Origin of the sequence: Saccharothrix espanaensis DSM 44229 (assembly GCF_000328705.1) — a bacterium.
GTDB lineage: Bacteria > Actinomycetota > Actinomycetes > Mycobacteriales > Pseudonocardiaceae > Actinosynnema > Actinosynnema espanaense.
On record NC_019673.1, the window covers coordinates 963434 to 978437 of the forward strand.

Sequence of the window (15004 nt, forward strand, 5' to 3'; positions counted from 1 at the left end):
TGTGGTCGCGAGCCGGGTAGCGCCGGATCGGGAGTGCGGGTGGGGTGACGACGTGTCGGTGTTACGGGTCGATGCGGTCGAGGGCTGCGCCGTCCCACGTGGTCTGGGTGCACGCGACGCCGCGGCCGTTCTTGGGCCGCAGCACGTCGTAGATGTGCATCCGGGGGATCTTGTCCGACACGCCCCAGCCGCTCGGCCAGGTGATCACCCAGTCCATGTCGAGGTCCACCAGCAGGCCGAGCATCCGGGCGATGGTCGGGTCGTCGAGCCGCTCGAACGCCTCGTCCAGCAGCACCAGCCGCAACGGCGAGAACTCGCCGCTGACCGCGTCGTAGAACGACGCCGCCGCCGCGAACAGCGTCACGTACGAGATGAGCCGCGTCTCGCCGGACGAGAGCTGCCGCAGCCGTCGCTCCCGGGGGTTGCCGTCCGGGCCGGTGTCGGCGACGGTCACGGTGAACTGGTGCCACGTCCGGTAGTCCAGCGCACGGGACAGGATCTCCGCGTAGCTGCCGGAGTGCGAGTCGCGTTCGGCCTCGATGCGCTCGGTGAACACGCGGCGCAGCAACGCGTCCTGCTCCGGGTCGCGGTCCGCGTACGGCAGGCGCACCAGCGCCAGCGCGTCGCGCGTCTCCTCCTCCAGCGCCGCCGACGGCTTCCACGCCAGCTTCACGTGCACGCCCTGGCTGGACCGCGCCCGCCCGAGCACCTCGTTCATCCGCTTGCACAGGTCCTCGGCGACGGCGATCTGGCCGCGCAGCCACTCGGCGAGGTCGCGGATCAGGTAGTCGGCGAAGATGTTCTGGTAGCGCTCGTCGAGGAACCCCCGCTGCTCGGCCAGCTTCGTGGTCACCTGGCGGGTGGCGACGGCGACCGGGCGCGCGCCGTCCTCGCCGGTCACGGTCACGGTCAGCAGGCCCTCGTGCTGCTCGGCGGCGATGTCGTGGCTGCCCGCGAGGGACGTCTGCAACGCCTGGAGCTTGGTGATCACGGTCGCCTCGCCCGCGCCGCGCCGGTCGGCCGCGGCCAGGGCGGCGCGCACCGACTCGACGTCCTCCGGCACGTCCGGCAGGGCCGCGACCAGCACACCGGGTGCCTGGACGGTGGCCTTGAACTGCTCGACCGCCCGCGTCCGCGCGTCCTGCGCCGAAGCCAACTGCTCGCCGGCGGCGTCGAGCTGGGCGGACAGCTTCGCGGCCTGCTCCCGGGCCGTGGCGACGCGTTCCCGGACGCCCTTGAGCTCGTCGCGCATCTCGCGCCGGGACCGTTCGGCGGCGGAGAGCTGGTCGGCGATCTCCCGCGCCTCGCCGCCGATCGCGTCGGTCAGCTCGGCCAACGTGCCCGCCTGGGTCGCGTAGTCCACGCACCGGGCCTCGGCGTCGGCCTCGGCGGCGACCCGGTCGGCCACGGCCGCGTGGTAGCGGTGGGCGGCGTCGGTGAGGTCGGTGACGGTCGACTGGCACTGGCGGCGCAGCACGTCGCCGAGCCGGTCGGCGGTGCGCTGGGCCTCGGCGGCGGCGCTCTGCGCCTGGCGCAGGCCCTCGGTGGTGGCGGGCAGGCCCGCGTCCCCGGCCTGCCGCACGACCTCGCCCTGCGCCGCTTCGCCGCGGGACTGGGCGGTGTCGAGTTCGGCGCGCAGCTCTTCGGCGCGTTTCGCGGCCCGGTCGGCGGATTCCTGCGCGGCTTGCAGCCGGCCGTGCTTGGCGACGAGCTCGCGGTCGGCGGGGAACCGGTCGAGGTGATTTTCCCACTGGTCGACCAGGCCGTGCGCGGCGGCCAGCTCGGTCTCGGCCTCGCCGAGTTCGGTGCGCAGGGCGGCGAGTTCGTCCTCCAGCTCGGCGATCCGCCGGCGACGGGCCGCCTCCCGCGCGCCCGCGCCGATGAACTCGGCCGCGTCCTTGCGCCACGCGCCGGTCAGCACGCCCGCACGCCATCCGCCGTCCGGCGTCACGGCGAACGTGCCTGGTTCGAGGGTGGATGAGGCTGGTGCTGTGGAGGGCGTGCGTTCGGCGAGGGACACCGATGCCAAAAGTGCGGCGACGACGTCGGTGGGGACCGGTGAGCCCGGGTCGACCGCGGGCGTCAGCACGGAGGCGAGGGACGGTCCGGTGACCGGCTCGGCGGCGACCGCGAGCACGTCGGAGGAGGAAGAGGAAGGAGAGGGAGTAGTCGTGCCGGATGCGGTGACCCACGCGTCGAGCAGGCCGGACGCCTCCAGGGCCGCTTCCAGACCGGCCCGGCGGGTGTCGTCCACGTCGGGTTGGAAGTCGACCAGGCGGTAGAACGGCGAGCCGGCCGCCGGTTCGCGGCCGGCGAGGGCGTAGCGGCCCCGTTCGGGCACGCGGGCCGTTCCGGAGCGCAACGCCGCGAGTTCCGCGTCCAGCGCGTCGATCGCCCCGCGCAGGTCGCCTCGCCGCACGGTCACGCCGTGCGCGGCCTCGCGGGCGACGGCGACCAGCGGGCCGACCCACTCGCGGGCGGCGGAGGTCAGCTTCCGCGCGGCCACCGGGTCGACCGACGCGGGCAGTTCCAGCGCGTTCTCCGGCCGGCCCGGCCCGGACTCCTGCCAGGACCGCACGTCGTCCAGCCAGGTCAGCGCGACCTCGGCGAGTTCCTGGGCCTCCTGGTTGCGCAGCGCGGAGGACTCGGTCGCCGCCTGCTGGGCGTCCCGCGCGGTCTGCCGCAGCGCGTCCACCTTGCGCTGCGCGGTCTCCAGCTCCTCGGCCTGCCGGTGCAGCGCCAACGCCAGCGCGCCGCGTTGCCGGGCCAGCGAGGCGATCTCGGTGGTGCGCGCGGCGGCCGGTTCCAGGTCGAGGTCGGACAGCGCGGGCGGCACCCGGCGGTCGATGGGCAGCGGTTCGGCTTCCGGGTCGGGCTTGGCGCGCACGGACTCGGTGCGCACCACCGCGTCGACCACGGCCACCCGCGGCACGTCCGGCGCGAGCGCCTCGGCCAACCCGGCCACCCGCAGGTGGTGGCGCAGCGGCTCGACCAGTTCCTCCGCCGTGCCCAGGTCGTCGGCGAGCCGGCGCAGCAGCCGCAGCACGCCGTCGACCGAGCCGTCCTCCTGCGAGCGCTGCTTGTTCGCCATGTCCAGCGCGGCGATCGCCGACGAGCGCTTCTCCGCGACCAGCTTCTCGCGGGTCTGGAGGTCTTGCAGGTCGCGGAACGCGGGCAGTTCCTTCAACGCGCCGATGGTCTCCTCGGCCTGCTGCTCACCGGCTTCCAACGAGGTCAGCGAGTGCTCGGCGGAGGCGCGCTCGGCCGCCGTCCCGGACAGCGCCGCGGCCAGCTTCGCCGACGAGCGCTCCAGCTTGCGCACCGCGTCCTCGGCCGCGCCGAGCCGGTCCGCCGACGAGCGCAGCCCACCGAACGCGTAGTCCCCGTAGGTCTTGAGGAACGTGCCGAGCGCCGCGTCCGCCGACGACAGCCGGACGATGTTCTCCCGGATCGACTCCAGGTCGTCGAACGAGGTCGCGAGCTGCTCGACCATCGCCTGGTCCAACGGCGGCAGCGCGTCGGACAGGATCTGTTCCAGTTGCCCTTCCAGCACCTTCAGCCCGACGTCCGGGTTGCGCAGGGTGCGCTGGAGGTGCAGGAGGTCGCCGTAGCGCGCGCCCGGCACGCCGTACACGGTCTCGGCGATCTTCGCCCGGAACGCGGCTTCCTCCAGCACGCAGTCCGCGCCGATCAGGTCGCGCAGCTGGGCCGGGCCGAGCGGGGTGCGCTCCGCGCCGATGAGCTGGAGGCCGTGCCCCACGCGCGCGGACGTGACGAACCGCCACGAGTCGGTGATCGCCTGGGACGTCTTGGACGCCTTCACGCCCAGCCCGCACGTCAGGTGCTCGTCACCGCGCACCAGCTCCACCCACGCGTACCCGATGCGGTTGGGGCCGCCGTCGTAGTCGTCCAGCATCAGCCGGCGCAGGCTGACCGTGTCGAAACCCTTCGACCCGACCTGGCGCAGGTCGCCGTCCAAGCACAGCGGCAGCAGCAGTTCCAGCGTGCGCGACTTGCCGGACCCATTGGTGCCCTGGAAGATCGCGCGGCCACCGGAGAAGTCGAACGTCTGCTCGGTGTACTGCCAGATGTTGACGATGCCGCCGCGGTGCAGCCGCCACCTGTTCACACGTTCTCCTCGTCCTGCGGGACACCCGCGCCCGGTCGGCCGTGGCGTGCGGGAACAGCGTCGCGCGCCCCGTCCTCCGGGGTATCGAAAAGCGACCAGCCCGGCACCTCAGGGGTGACCGGCGGTTGCTCCACTTCACGTTCCGGGTCGCCGTCCGGCTCCGGTATCCAGCGGTGCGCGGCGGCGTTGAGCTGCCAGCCGCCGTCGGTGGGCACGGCCAAGCCCATGCGCCGCAACAGTTCCAGCACTTCGTCGGCCAAACGTTCCCGGTCGTCGGTGAACTGCTTGGACCACGCCGCCGGGTAGTCCTCGACCAGCCGTCCGCACAGCTCGACCAGTGCGGCGCGGTCCACGGGGTGCCTGCCCGAGACGGGTTCGCCGGACAGCAGTTCGGGCAGGGCCAACAGCGCGATCCGCGCCACGGTGGACGTGCCGGGGAAGTACAGGTCGGTCAGGTAGTCCTCGGGGTCGGCCGTCAGCACGCCCTCCGCGCGGGACTCGGTGCGCAGCCCGAACGACGTCTCCAGCGAAGCCGACTCCCGGCGCTGGTTGCGCCGCAGCCACTCGGACTGCTCGGCGGGCAGGTCGGCGTGCAGCACCACGGGGTTCTCCACGAGCTTGCGCCGCACCGCGTGCTCCACACCGCGCGGGCCGGGCCGGTTCGCCAGCTCCACCAGCCGTCGCGGCGACGTCGCCTCGGCCACCGGGCCGGTCAGCAACTGCCCGAGCAGGTCGGTGTCCACGGTGATCAGCGCCTCGGTCTGCATGTCGACGGTGCCCTCGGTCTCGTGCAGCACCCCCAACGACACCAGGTGCCGCAGGGCCGCGGTCAACGCGCGCCGGTCGACCACGTCGTCCACGACCTCGATGCCCGCCTCCGCGGCGGCCGCGCGGATGTCGGAGACCAGCCGGGACAGCAGGGTCTGCCGCCCGATCCCGGTCAGCACGGCCATGGTCAGCGCCACGTACGCGTACCCGCGCGGCGACATGCCCAGCACGCCCCGCGAGTCGTCCGCGCCGGGACCGGCCTTGTAGAGGCGGGCGTAGCGGCGTTCCACCACCAGGCGGTAGCCGAGTTGGCGGGCGAACAGGTCCTGGAGCGCGAACCGGTGCCGGTACACCAGGGTCAGCAGCTCGCCGTCCGGCCCGTCGGCGCGCAGCAGCGGCCGGCGCAGCAGGGTGCGGGCGCAGCGCACGACGTTCGCGGCGTCGATGTCGGAGAGGTCGTCGAACATCAGTCGAGCACCAGCGTCGAGTCGTGCAGCGTCAACGTGCCCGCGTGCGAGTGGATCTGCGTGGAATGGCCGGCTTCGTGCGCGACGGTGACGCGCAGGCCGCGCACCGGGTCGGTCGCCGAGCCCGCGTCGGCGGCGGTGTCGCGTTGCGCCATCGCGAGCGTCAACAGCTCGCACAGCACGCCCAACGCCTCGCCGGACAGCGTCGTGGTGGACAGGCACGGCGCGGCGGCGGCGAGTTCGGCGACCGACGCGGCCCGCCGCTCGTCGGCGTCCCGCGCTTCGGCCAGCAGCGACTGCTCGGTCATCGGGTCGTCGAGGATGCGTGACGTCCGGCCGCGCGCGCCCCGGTCGCTGCGGCTGCGGACGCTCACCGACACCTCGTGCACCGGGCCGTCACGCCACGACGTGCGCTCGTTGTCGCTGTCGTGCTCCGGCGCGGGGGAGAGGTGGCGCGCCGAGTACAGCCCGAACGCCGCCGCGTACAGCTCGTGCGCCTGCGACCGGGTGCCGCCGTCGAACCACGCCGCGAGCTTGAGCAGCTCGGCGCGCCGGCCGGGCAGCAGGCCGCCGCCGGACGTGGCCCGCTTCACACTGGCCAGCAACGACCCGATCGCGCGGGCCGTCGCGTCGCGCAACGCCGTCACCTGGCTGGGGCGGCCGGTCCGGTCCACGAACCAGTCGGTCAGCTCCTGCCAGTCCTCCGCCGACCGCCCGCGCGCCCGTTCGACCCGGTCGCCGAGGTCGGCGCGGCCCAGCAGGCGCAGCAGCTCGGTGCGGGCGGCGTTGAGCCCCGCCAGCGCGTCGGCTATCGCGGGGGTGTGCCGCAGCACGTCCTCCACGACCATCTGGATGTACTCGACCAGCAGGTTGCGGAACCCGGAGATCTCCTCGGGCGCGAGGTGGTGGCGGGTCACCACCTGGCCCAGGTAGGCGTAGAAGTCGCGGACCGTCGCGGCCAGCTCGGCGTGCTGGAGGAACAGCGTCGTCACCTGCTCGGCGAGCACCTCGCGCGGGCGCTTCGCCTCGCTGAGCAGCGCCTCGGACAGCGACCGGCCCAGCTGCCCGAGGCCGCGCTCCACGGCGGGCAGCAGCTCGCGCGACACCTCGCGGGCACCCTCCGGGACGCGCAGCAGCTCGTCCACGTCCCGCTGCACCCGGACCGCCAGCTTCGAGACCTGGTAGCGGACGCTGCCGTGCTGGAACTCGGCGATGCTCGACGCCACCACCTCGCGCCGGCCCTGCACCAGGTTGCCCCACTCGACCAGCTGCCGCAGCCGGTTGATCACGTTCTCGATGCGCGACTCGCCCGGTTCCACCCGGCCCTCGCGCTCCGCGCCGGCCAGCGCGCCCGCGACCTCGCCCGCCGACAGGTCGGCCAGCAGGGTCGACGTGAACAGCCGCATGATCGCCAGGTAGGTGCGCTGGTGATCGCGCGCGTCCAGGTACGCGTAGAGCTTCAGGCGGGCCGGTTCCACGGGAGGCACCCTAGTGCGGGCTACCGACAGTCGCGGGATACCGTGCCTGTGTGAGCGTGGGACGCGCGGTCGGGTTGTTGCTGGGCGTGGCCGCCGACGCGGTGTTCGGTGACCCGAGGAAGTATCACCCGGTAGCGGGATTCGGGCGGGTTGCCGCGGCGGTGGAGCGCAAGGTCTACCGCGACCACCGGGCGGCGGGCGCCGTGCACACCGCGACCCTGGTCGGCGGGACCGTGCTGGCCGGGATGGCGGTGGAGCACGTCGGGCGCAAGCACCCGGTGTTCCAGGCGCTGACCACGGCCGCCGCGACGTGGGTCGTGCTCGGCGGGTCGTCGCTGGCCGACGAGGGCACCGCGATGGGCCGTGAACTCGACGGCGGGGACCTGGGCGCCGCGCGGCTGCGGCTGCCGAACCTGTGCGGCCGCGAACCGGCCCGGCTGGACACCATGGGCCTGGCCAAGGCGACCGTCGAGTCGGTGGCGGAGAACACCTCGGACGCGGTCGTCGCGCCGCTGTTCTGGGGCGCGGTCGCCGGCGTGCCGGGCCTGCTGGGCTACCGCGCGGCGAACACCCTGGACGCGATGGTCGGCCACCGCAACGCCCGCTACCAGCGGTTCGGCTGGGCTGCGGCCCGGCTCGACGACCTCGCCAACCTGGTGCCGGCCCGGCTCGCGGCACTGCTCACGGCGGCCGGCGCGCCGGTCGTGGGCGGCTCGTCCGGCGAGGCGTGGAAGACCTGGCGGCGCGACGCGGCGGCCCACCCCAGCCCGAACGCGGGACAGGTGGAGGCGGCGTTCGCGGGCGCGCTGGAGATCCGGCTGGGCGGGCGGACGGTGTACTCGCACGGCGCGGAGGACCGGCCGGTGCTCGGCCACGGCCGCCAGCCCGACGCGGGGCACGTGACCCGCGCGGTGGAGCTGTCCCGGGTGGTCGGCGCGTCGGCCGCGGTGATCACCTCGGTGTTGGCGCTGCTTCATCCTCGGCGAGCATCTCGGCGACCGACTTCCGCTTGACCTTCGGCCCGTCGGTCCGCTCTTCGGCCAGCGCGCCGCCGGGGCGGGCCTCGCGGACGGTGAAGTACAGCCAGCCGGCCAGCGCCATCGCGCCGAACGCGATCCACTGCAACGCGTAGGAGAAGAACGGGCCGGCGTCCAGCTTCGGCAGCGGCAGCGCCTCCTCGACGCCCGGCTGACCCTCGGTGAGCTGGAAGTAGCCGGGCCGGATGTCCAGTCCCGAAGCCCGGCCCACCACCGCCGAGTTGATCGCGTACACCTCGCGGTGGCCGTCGCGCTCGATCGCGTCGCGGTTGTCGTTCTCGCCGGTGCGCACCCACGCGACCAGCGTGACCGTGCCGTCCGGGAGGGGCTTGAGGGTCGGCACCTTCAGGCCGTTCACCGGGCGCACGTAACCCCGGTCGACCAGCACGGTCTGGCCGCTCTCCAGCGCGAACGGGGTCAGCACCTCGGAGGCGGCCTCGCCCTGGACGGTGCGCAGCCGTGCGACGGCCTGGCCCTCGGGCAGGTAGCGGCCCGTCATCGTGACCCGACGCCACTCGTTGTCGGCGTTGGGGCGGTCGAGGATCTGGGTGACCGGGACCGGGCCGGTGCGCACGGAGGTCGTGACGGCGTCGTTCTGCGCGTCGCGTTCGGAGTCGCGGGTGAACTGCCACGGGGCGAGCAGCGCGAAGCACGCGCCCGCGAACACCCAGACCGCCAGCGTCAACGCCAGCCAACCCGGCCGCAACAGGAAGCTCAACCGCACCCCACCACGGTAAGCCCTAGGCCGTTGTGATCTGCACCCGGTCGAACCGGGCGGTGAAACCGGGACCGGTCGGTGCCGCCGCCATCACCCCCACCAGGGCGCTGACCTCGGGCGGGAAATACGCCAGGCGCAGCATCGTGGTCGGCTCGGCGTCGTCCAGGCCGTAGCGGACGGTGACCGTGTCGCCTTCCCTGGTCGCCGAGATCGCGACCCTGGTCAGGTGCGCGACCGGGACCACCGACCAGTCCGAGAAGTCACGGGTGACGACCGTGCTGACCTGGAACTCGTCGTCGACCAGCTCGACGCCGGCCTTGATCCAGTTCCGCTCGTCCACGCGCAGCGCGATGCCGACCTGGTCGTACTGGGCGGCGTAGTCGGCGGCGAAGGTGGTGGAGATGGTGAAGTCGCCGGTCAGCGGGATGCCGAGGACGTGACCGGTGTCGCGGACGAACCCGTAGTGGGTGGTGCGCCAGAAGTCGGTCGAGGGGTCGGTGGTGATGCACAGACCTGCGTCGGCGGACCAGGAGGCCGGTTCGTTGAGCCATTGCCAGTCGTCGCGGTCGAACGCCTTGATCCCCATCGGCTCATCATGGCAGCGGCGGGGCTGGTGGGCGTGCGGTGGCCGGGCGGGGGTGTGGGGCTGGCTTTGGTGGGGGGTGGTTGGGCTGGGTGGGCTTGCGTCAGAGGGAGCGCGCGGCGGACAGGGTCTGGGAGGCGTAGCCCCGGCCGAACAGGACGGTGTGCACGAGGAGCGGGAACAGTTGGTGCAGCGGGAAGCGCTCGCGCCAGCCGTCGGAGAGCGGGGCGACCTCGTGGTAGGCGGCGAGGATCCGGTCGAGGTGGGGGCAGCCGAACAGGGCGAGCATCGCCAGGTCGGACTCGCGGTGGCCGCCGTGCGCTGCCGGGTCGATCAACCACGCCCGACCATCGGCTGCCCAGTGCACGTTGCCGTTCCACAGGTCGCCGTGCAGTCGGGCGGGAGGTTCGGTCGGGGCGTCGACGCGGACGTCCTCGATGATCCGAGCTTCGGACGTGGTGAGAACGCCGATGTCGACGGCCTGGCGGACGTAGTGCGCGATGCGGTGTTCGGCGAACCACTCCGGCCAACTGGGGTGCGGCTCGTTGGGCATGTGGGCCAGGCCGATGAACGCGTCGCGCGGACCGTCGGGCGGGGGCACGCCGAACGCCGGGGCACCGGTGGCGTGCAGCGCGGCCAGTTGACGGCCGAAGTCCTCGGCGGCTCGTGGGGTCGGGCTGCCCGGTTCGATCTGATCCAGGACCAGCCAGCGGTCGTCGTGGGCGCGGACTTGGGGGACTGGCGGGCCCTCGGGTTCGGCCAGCCAGGAGAGGGACGCGGCTTCGGCTTGGACGGCGTTCGGGTGATCGTGGCTCTTGACGACGACCAGGTCGCCGTCGTGCAGGTCGACCTCGAAGACCGCGCTGCCGATTTGGCGGGTTGAGGTGGCTGGGGTGCCGGTCAGCTCGGATGCTGCGGTGGCGGCTGCGGTGGGAGTGGTGGGTGGGTTGGGGTGGGTCATAGCTGGGTGCGTACCCAGGTGAGGAGGCCGGGGATGGAGGCTTCCACCTGGGAGATCACCAGGTCGAAGCCCTGTCGGTCGCCGTAGTACGGGTCGGGGACGTCGTTGCCGTCGGCGTCCGGGGCGAACGAGCGGAGCAGGCGGACCTTGGCCGGGTCGGTCAGCCGGGTGAGCGCGCGGGCGTGGCCGGTGTCCAGCGCGACCACGAGATCGGCGTCCAAGTGCTCGTCCGACACCTGCGCGGCGGTGTGCTCGGTGGGGTAGCCGTGGTCGGCGAGCGACTTGGCGGCCCGTGGGTCCGCGGGGTCTCCGACGTGCCACCCACCGGTGCCCGCGCTGGTCACGGTGACGAGGTCACCCAGGCCGGCCCGGGTCAGGTGGTCGCGGAATATGATCGCTGCCACGGGGGACCGACAGATGTTGCCAGTGCAGATGAAGGTCACGTTCAGAGCCACGGCGGGAGTCTGCCAGGTTGCGCGCTCCGGGTGAGGGCTCTGGACGCGGCGTCCGGCACGTCTGACCATCGAGACGGCCGGGTGTTGGGGGATCGATGTCAAGCGTGGTCGCTGTGGTGCTGCTGCTCGTCGCGGGCTTCGCGGCGTTCGCGGGCATCTCGTGGTGGCAGCGGTCGTCGCCGGAGACGCCCGCCTTCGCCCGGCACCGGCCGTCGGTGCCGAACGCGGAGCTGCTGGTCGACCGGAACGCCGGATTCTTCACCGACCGCGGATTCCTGTTCCGGAAACGCCATTTCTTCGTGGCCACGGGATGCCCGCCGGTGCGTATCGCGGACTATCCGTCACTCGACGTGCGCAGACGGGAACAGCCCGTGCGTATCGCGCGGGTGGGGCTGCGTTCGTGGTGGTGGTTCGAAGAGGGTTTCTACCGCGAATCGGCCGGTTACCGGGACGACGCCGTGCGCCAGTTGGTGCGTGATCAAGAGCGTCGTGAGCAGGCCAAACGGGATCGCGAGCGGTTGATGTCCGATGTGGACGCGAACCTGCGCAAGCGCGATCAGGGGTAACGTTCGGTTGATTCGCCACGACGTTGTTCGTGTAGTGGCACCTCGGGAAGAGGAAACATGAGCGACCCCCTACTACGTGACTTCGCGGCCGGTGACGCGCGGCCTCCTATGCGGTGGCATTGGATCCTTTGCATCGTGGTGGTGTTGCTCGCGGTGGCCGCGTCGGTGCTCTGAGTTGTTTTGCGTGGTGAATGTGTCAGTTGGCGGTGTGTGGTGGAGCGCGGGTTGGTGAAGCGCGGCCTGTGGGTGGGCGGGTTGTGAGAGGCGGGCGCGGGCGTCTCAGCAGGCTCTCAGGAGGGGCGCGCGACGATCTGTGGTGTGTCCACCACGACCATGCCGACCATCCCGGCGCTGGCCAACGCGCTGCCGAGGGTCGAGGACGAGATCCGGCAGTTGGCAACCTCATCGACGCTTCCGATCGTCAACTCGTTCTCCGGTCGGATAACCGCGGCGGGGGGCAAGCGCCTGCGGTCGGTGGTGCTGCTCGCCGGGTCGTTGGCGCTGGCCGGCGAGGTCTCGGAGAAGGCGGTCAAGGCGGCGGCGTGCGTGGAGCTGCTGCACGCCGGGTCGCTCGTGCACGACGACCTGATGGACAACGCGGTCGAGCGGCGTGGCGTGCGGACGGTGAACGCGGAGTGGGGGCCGGGGCCGGCGGTGCTGGTCGGCGACTTCATGCTGGCGCGGGCCAGCCAGGCCGCGCTGGAGTGGATCTCGCCGTTCGCGGCGGGCAAGCTCGCGGCGGCGGTGACGGACCTGGTCGAAGGACAGGTCCTGGAGGTCTTGGACCTGTACGACGTGCACCGGTCGCCGGACGCCGCGTTGCGGTCGATCGCGTTGAAGACCGGGGCGTTGTTCCGGGTGGGGTGCGTGCTGGCGGCGCACTGCGCGTCGGCCTCGGACGAGGTGACGATCCGGCTCTCGGAGTACGGCGCGCACTTCGGGCTGCTGTTCCAGATCCTGGACGACCTGCTGGACCTGACGTCGTCGGTCGAGAGGTTGGGGAAACCGGTCGGGAACGACATCCGGCAGGGCGTCTACACGTTCCCGCTGCTGCGCTCGTTGACGGAGGTGCAGCGGGAGATGCTCGCCGCCCGCGGCCGCGAGTTGGGGGACGACGAGTTGACCGGCCTGCTGACCGAGTTGCGGGGCGGGGGATTGGTGCCGGAGACGATCGCGTATTGCCGGAGTCTGGCTGAGCAGACGGTCCTGGCGTTGCCGGAGGTGCCGGAGTCGGAGGCATTGGAAATCCTGCGGCAGTTGCCGGCGGCGTATTTGGAGTGGGCGGTGTCGCAGATCGGCTGAGGGGGAGGCGGATCGGTATCGCGGCGCATCGTGCTGCTGGTTTCAACGCTTCAGGGCTTCGACGCTGCAACGCTGCAACGCTTCAGGGCGTGGAGCGTGGGGCGTTGAGAGCGGAGAGCGGCGAGCGGAGGGGAAGTGTCGGTGGGGCGTGGGATGATGGTGTTGGGGGCCGGAGGCCACGCTTGTCGCGATGGGCTAGGTGCGTGAGGAAAGAGAAGCGGCCAAGCTGAAAGCGACGCTCGCCGCTGGGCAGGCCGCCGGGGGAGGTGCCGGCGGGGGGATTGTGGTCGCTGGTGTGGCTTTGTGTGTTGTGGTGCACGGGGTGGTCGGTGCGCTGGTGGGGGTCGCTTAGACTTCCGGTGATGACCAGCCAGGATCGGGTGTTGTTGCGGCACCACGGGGATGTCGATGCGGCACCCGGGCTTGTCGATTTCGCCGTCAACGTTCGGATGGCCGCGCCTCCCGGGTGGTTGCGGGAGCGGTTGGCGGGGGTGTTGGGCCGGTTGGGGAGTTACCCGTCGGTGGCTGACGATCTTCGGGCGCGGTCCGTTGTCGCGGCTCGGCACGGGCGGGGCGTGGATGAGGTCTTGATCCTTTCCGGGGCGGCCGAGGGGTTTGCGTTGTTGCCCGCGTTGCGGCCTCGGTCGGCCGCTGTGGTGCATCCCTCGTTCACGGAGCCCGAGGTCGCTCTGGCGGACGCCGGGGTTCCGGTCCGGCGGGTGTTGTTGTCGGCTGACGACGGGTACCGGCTTCGGCCCGGGTTGGTGCCCGAGGACGCGGACCTGGTGGTTCTGGGGAATCCGACCAATCCGACGTCGGTGCTGCACCCGGCCGAGGTGGTGGCCTCGTTGAGCCGGCCCGGTCGGGTTCTGGTGGTCGACGAGGCGTTCGCGGACGCGGTTCCCGGCGAGGTCGAGTCGTTGGCTTCGGCGCGGGTGCCGGGGTTGTTGGTGTTGCGGAGCCTGACCAAGACGTGGGGGCTCGCGGGATTGCGGGCCGGGTATGCGTTGGGGCCTCCTGAGCTTTTGGCGCGGTTGGCGCTTCCTCGCCCGCAGTGGCCGGTGAGCAGCTTCGTGCTGGAGGCCGTTGCCGCCTGTTGTGGACCTGACGCCGTGGCGGAGGCCGAGGCGTCGGCGCTGGAGTGCCGGGAGCACACGGCGTCCGCTGTGCGTTCTTTGGGCGATCTTGTGGTGGTGCCGCCGTCCGCCCCGTTCCTGCTGCTTCGGGTCCCTGATGGGGAACGGGTGCGGCTTTCGTTACGGGACAAGGGGATCGCTGTTCGGCGCGGGGACACGTTCCCCGGGCTGACCGCCGATCACCTCCGGGTGGCCGTCCGGGCGCCCGACGAGTTCGCGTTGCTGGTGGACGCGCTGCGAGTGGTCTTGGAGGAGCGGTGACGTCGGTCGGGGACGTGGTGGCGGTGCTGGAGGCTGCCTATCCGCCTGCCACCGCCGAGTCGTGGGACGCCGTGGGCCTGGTGTGCGGTGATCGCGGCGAGGACGTGTCGCGGGTGTTGTTCTGCGTCGACCCCGATGCGTCCGTTGTGGACGAGGCGGAGTCGGTCGGTGCGCAGCTCGTGGTGGCGCACCACCCGTTGTTGTTGCGCGGTGTGCACGGGGTGCCGGCTGACGATCCCAAGGGTGCGTTGGTGCACCGGTTGATCCGCAGCGGTATCGCGTTGTACACGGCGCACACGAACGCCGATGTGGCGTCGCCCGGAGTGTCGGACGCGCTGGCGTCGGCCTTGGGGTTGACGGTGACCGGGCCGTTGAGCGCCGCTCCGGCTCAGGCGATGGACCTGCTGACGACCTACGTGCCCGTCGAGTCCGCTTCCGGTGTGCTGGCCGCTCTGCACGCCGCCGGGGCCGGGGCGATCGGGGACTACCGGGACGCGGCCTGGGTCGTGGACGGTGTGGGGCAGTTCCGGCCGGTGGCGGGGGCCGAGCCGGTGGTGGGGTCCGTGGGCTCGTTGTCGCGGGTCGCCGAGACGCGGGTCGAGGTCGTGCTGGACCGGGGGCTGCGGGCCTCGGTGGTGGCCGCTCTGCGGGCCGCCCACCCGTACGAGGAAGTGGCGTTCTCGCTGGTGGAGATCGCCGACGTGCCCTCGCGCGCGGGCACCGGGGCCGGGCGGGTGGGCGAGCTCGCCACCGCCGAGCCGTTGCGCGTCTTCGCGCAGCGCGTCGCCGACGCCCTGCCCGCGACGGCGTGGGGTGTGCGGGCGGCCGGCGACCCGGAACGGCCGGTGCGGCGCGTCGCGGTGTGCGGCGGTGCCGGGGACGGCTACCTCGACGCGGCCACGCGGGCCGGGGTCGACGCGTACGTGACCGCCGACCTGCGGCACCACCCGGCGGGCGAGCACCTCGCCCGGGGCGGCCCCGCGTTGGTGGACGTGGCGCACTGGGCCAGCGAATGGCCGTGGTGCGGGCAGGCGGCGGGCATCGTGCGGGACGCTGTCGGCGGTACGGTCGACGTCCTCGTCTCGACTCGCCGGACCGATCCGTGGACCGTTGGCGTGACGACCCGAACTGGAGGCCGCTGAA

12 protein-coding genes are annotated in these 15004 nt (G+C 72.5%); 5 read left to right on the forward strand and 7 right to left on the reverse strand.

Annotated features, from left to right (window positions below):
- Positions 1-61: 61 nt before the first annotated feature.
- Genes BN6_RS04690 through BN6_RS04700 form a run of 3 tightly spaced genes read right to left on the reverse strand, consistent with a single transcriptional unit; the run spans position 62 to position 6842 of the window.
- Positions 62-4129 (reverse strand): TIGR02680 family protein, encoded by a 4068-nt coding sequence (locus tag BN6_RS04690; protein WP_015098395.1) that lies wholly within the window; start codon positions 4127-4129, stop codon positions 62-64.
- Positions 4126-5364 carry a TIGR02678 family protein gene (locus BN6_RS04695; RefSeq protein ID WP_015098396.1) on the reverse strand — a complete coding sequence of 413 codons (1239 nt, stop codon included), beginning with the start codon at positions 5362-5364 and terminating at the stop codon, positions 4126-4128. Before BN6_RS04695 ends, BN6_RS04690 begins: the two co-directional genes overlap by 4 nt.
- A complete protein-coding gene (locus BN6_RS04700) occupies positions 5364-6842 on the reverse strand; it encodes a DUF2397 domain-containing protein (protein ID WP_015098397.1) in 1479 nt (492 codons plus the stop codon). The genes BN6_RS04695 and BN6_RS04700 overlap by 1 nt, the downstream gene beginning before the upstream one ends.
- 50 nt (positions 6843-6892) lie before the next feature.
- Between BN6_RS04700 and BN6_RS04705 the strand changes: the two genes are divergently transcribed.
- The gene (locus BN6_RS04705; protein WP_015098398.1) at positions 6893-7855 is read left to right on the forward strand and encodes a cobalamin biosynthesis protein; all 963 of its coding nucleotides are present in this window, start codon (positions 6893-6895) and stop codon (positions 7853-7855) included.
- Here BN6_RS04705 and BN6_RS04710 read toward each other — a convergent pair.
- The 4 genes from BN6_RS04710 to BN6_RS04725 form a co-directional block, all read right to left on the reverse strand.
- Positions 7794-8603, reverse strand: a complete 810-nt coding sequence (locus tag BN6_RS04710) for an SURF1 family cytochrome oxidase biogenesis protein (protein WP_041311944.1) — start codon at positions 8601-8603, stop codon at positions 7794-7796. The genes BN6_RS04705 and BN6_RS04710 overlap by 62 nt on opposite strands.
- Positions 8604-8619: 16 nt before the next feature.
- Complete coding sequence (locus BN6_RS04715) at positions 8620-9183, reverse strand: DUF1349 domain-containing protein (protein WP_015098400.1); 564 nt, start codon at positions 9181-9183, stop codon at positions 8620-8622.
- 100 nt (positions 9184-9283) lie between these two features.
- On the reverse strand, positions 9284-10141 hold the full coding sequence (locus BN6_RS04720) for a fructosamine kinase family protein (protein ID WP_015098401.1): 858 nt from the start codon (positions 10139-10141) through the stop codon (positions 9284-9286).
- Positions 10138-10665, reverse strand: coding sequence for a low molecular weight protein-tyrosine-phosphatase (locus BN6_RS04725; RefSeq protein ID WP_015098402.1), 528 nt, complete (start codon positions 10663-10665; stop codon positions 10138-10140). Before BN6_RS04725 ends, BN6_RS04720 begins: the two co-directional genes overlap by 4 nt.
- Positions 10666-10709: 44 nt before the next feature.
- Here BN6_RS04725 and BN6_RS04730 point away from each other — a divergent pair, with 44 nt between their 5' ends.
- The 4 genes from BN6_RS04730 to BN6_RS04745 all read left to right on the forward strand — a co-directional run bounded on the left by BN6_RS04730 (position 10710) and on the right by BN6_RS04745 (position 15003).
- On the forward strand, positions 10710-11162 hold the full coding sequence (locus BN6_RS04730) for a hypothetical protein (protein WP_041311947.1): 453 nt from the start codon (positions 10710-10712) through the stop codon (positions 11160-11162).
- A gap of 318 nt (positions 11163-11480) precedes the next feature.
- Entirely contained in the window at positions 11481-12464 is a 984-nt protein-coding gene (locus BN6_RS04735; RefSeq protein ID WP_015098404.1) for a polyprenyl synthetase family protein, read from the forward strand.
- A 362-nt stretch (positions 12465-12826) separates the two neighbouring features.
- On the forward strand, positions 12827-13861 hold the full coding sequence (gene cobC / locus BN6_RS04740; RefSeq protein ID WP_041316039.1) for an Rv2231c family pyridoxal phosphate-dependent protein CobC: 1035 nt from the start codon (positions 12827-12829) through the stop codon (positions 13859-13861).
- Positions 13858-15003: a Nif3-like dinuclear metal center hexameric protein gene (locus BN6_RS04745; protein ID WP_015098406.1), complete on the forward strand. Its 1146-nt coding sequence runs from the start codon at positions 13858-13860 to the stop codon at positions 15001-15003. The genes cobC and BN6_RS04745 overlap by 4 nt, the downstream gene beginning before the upstream one ends.
- Position 15004: the final 1 nt, after the last annotated feature.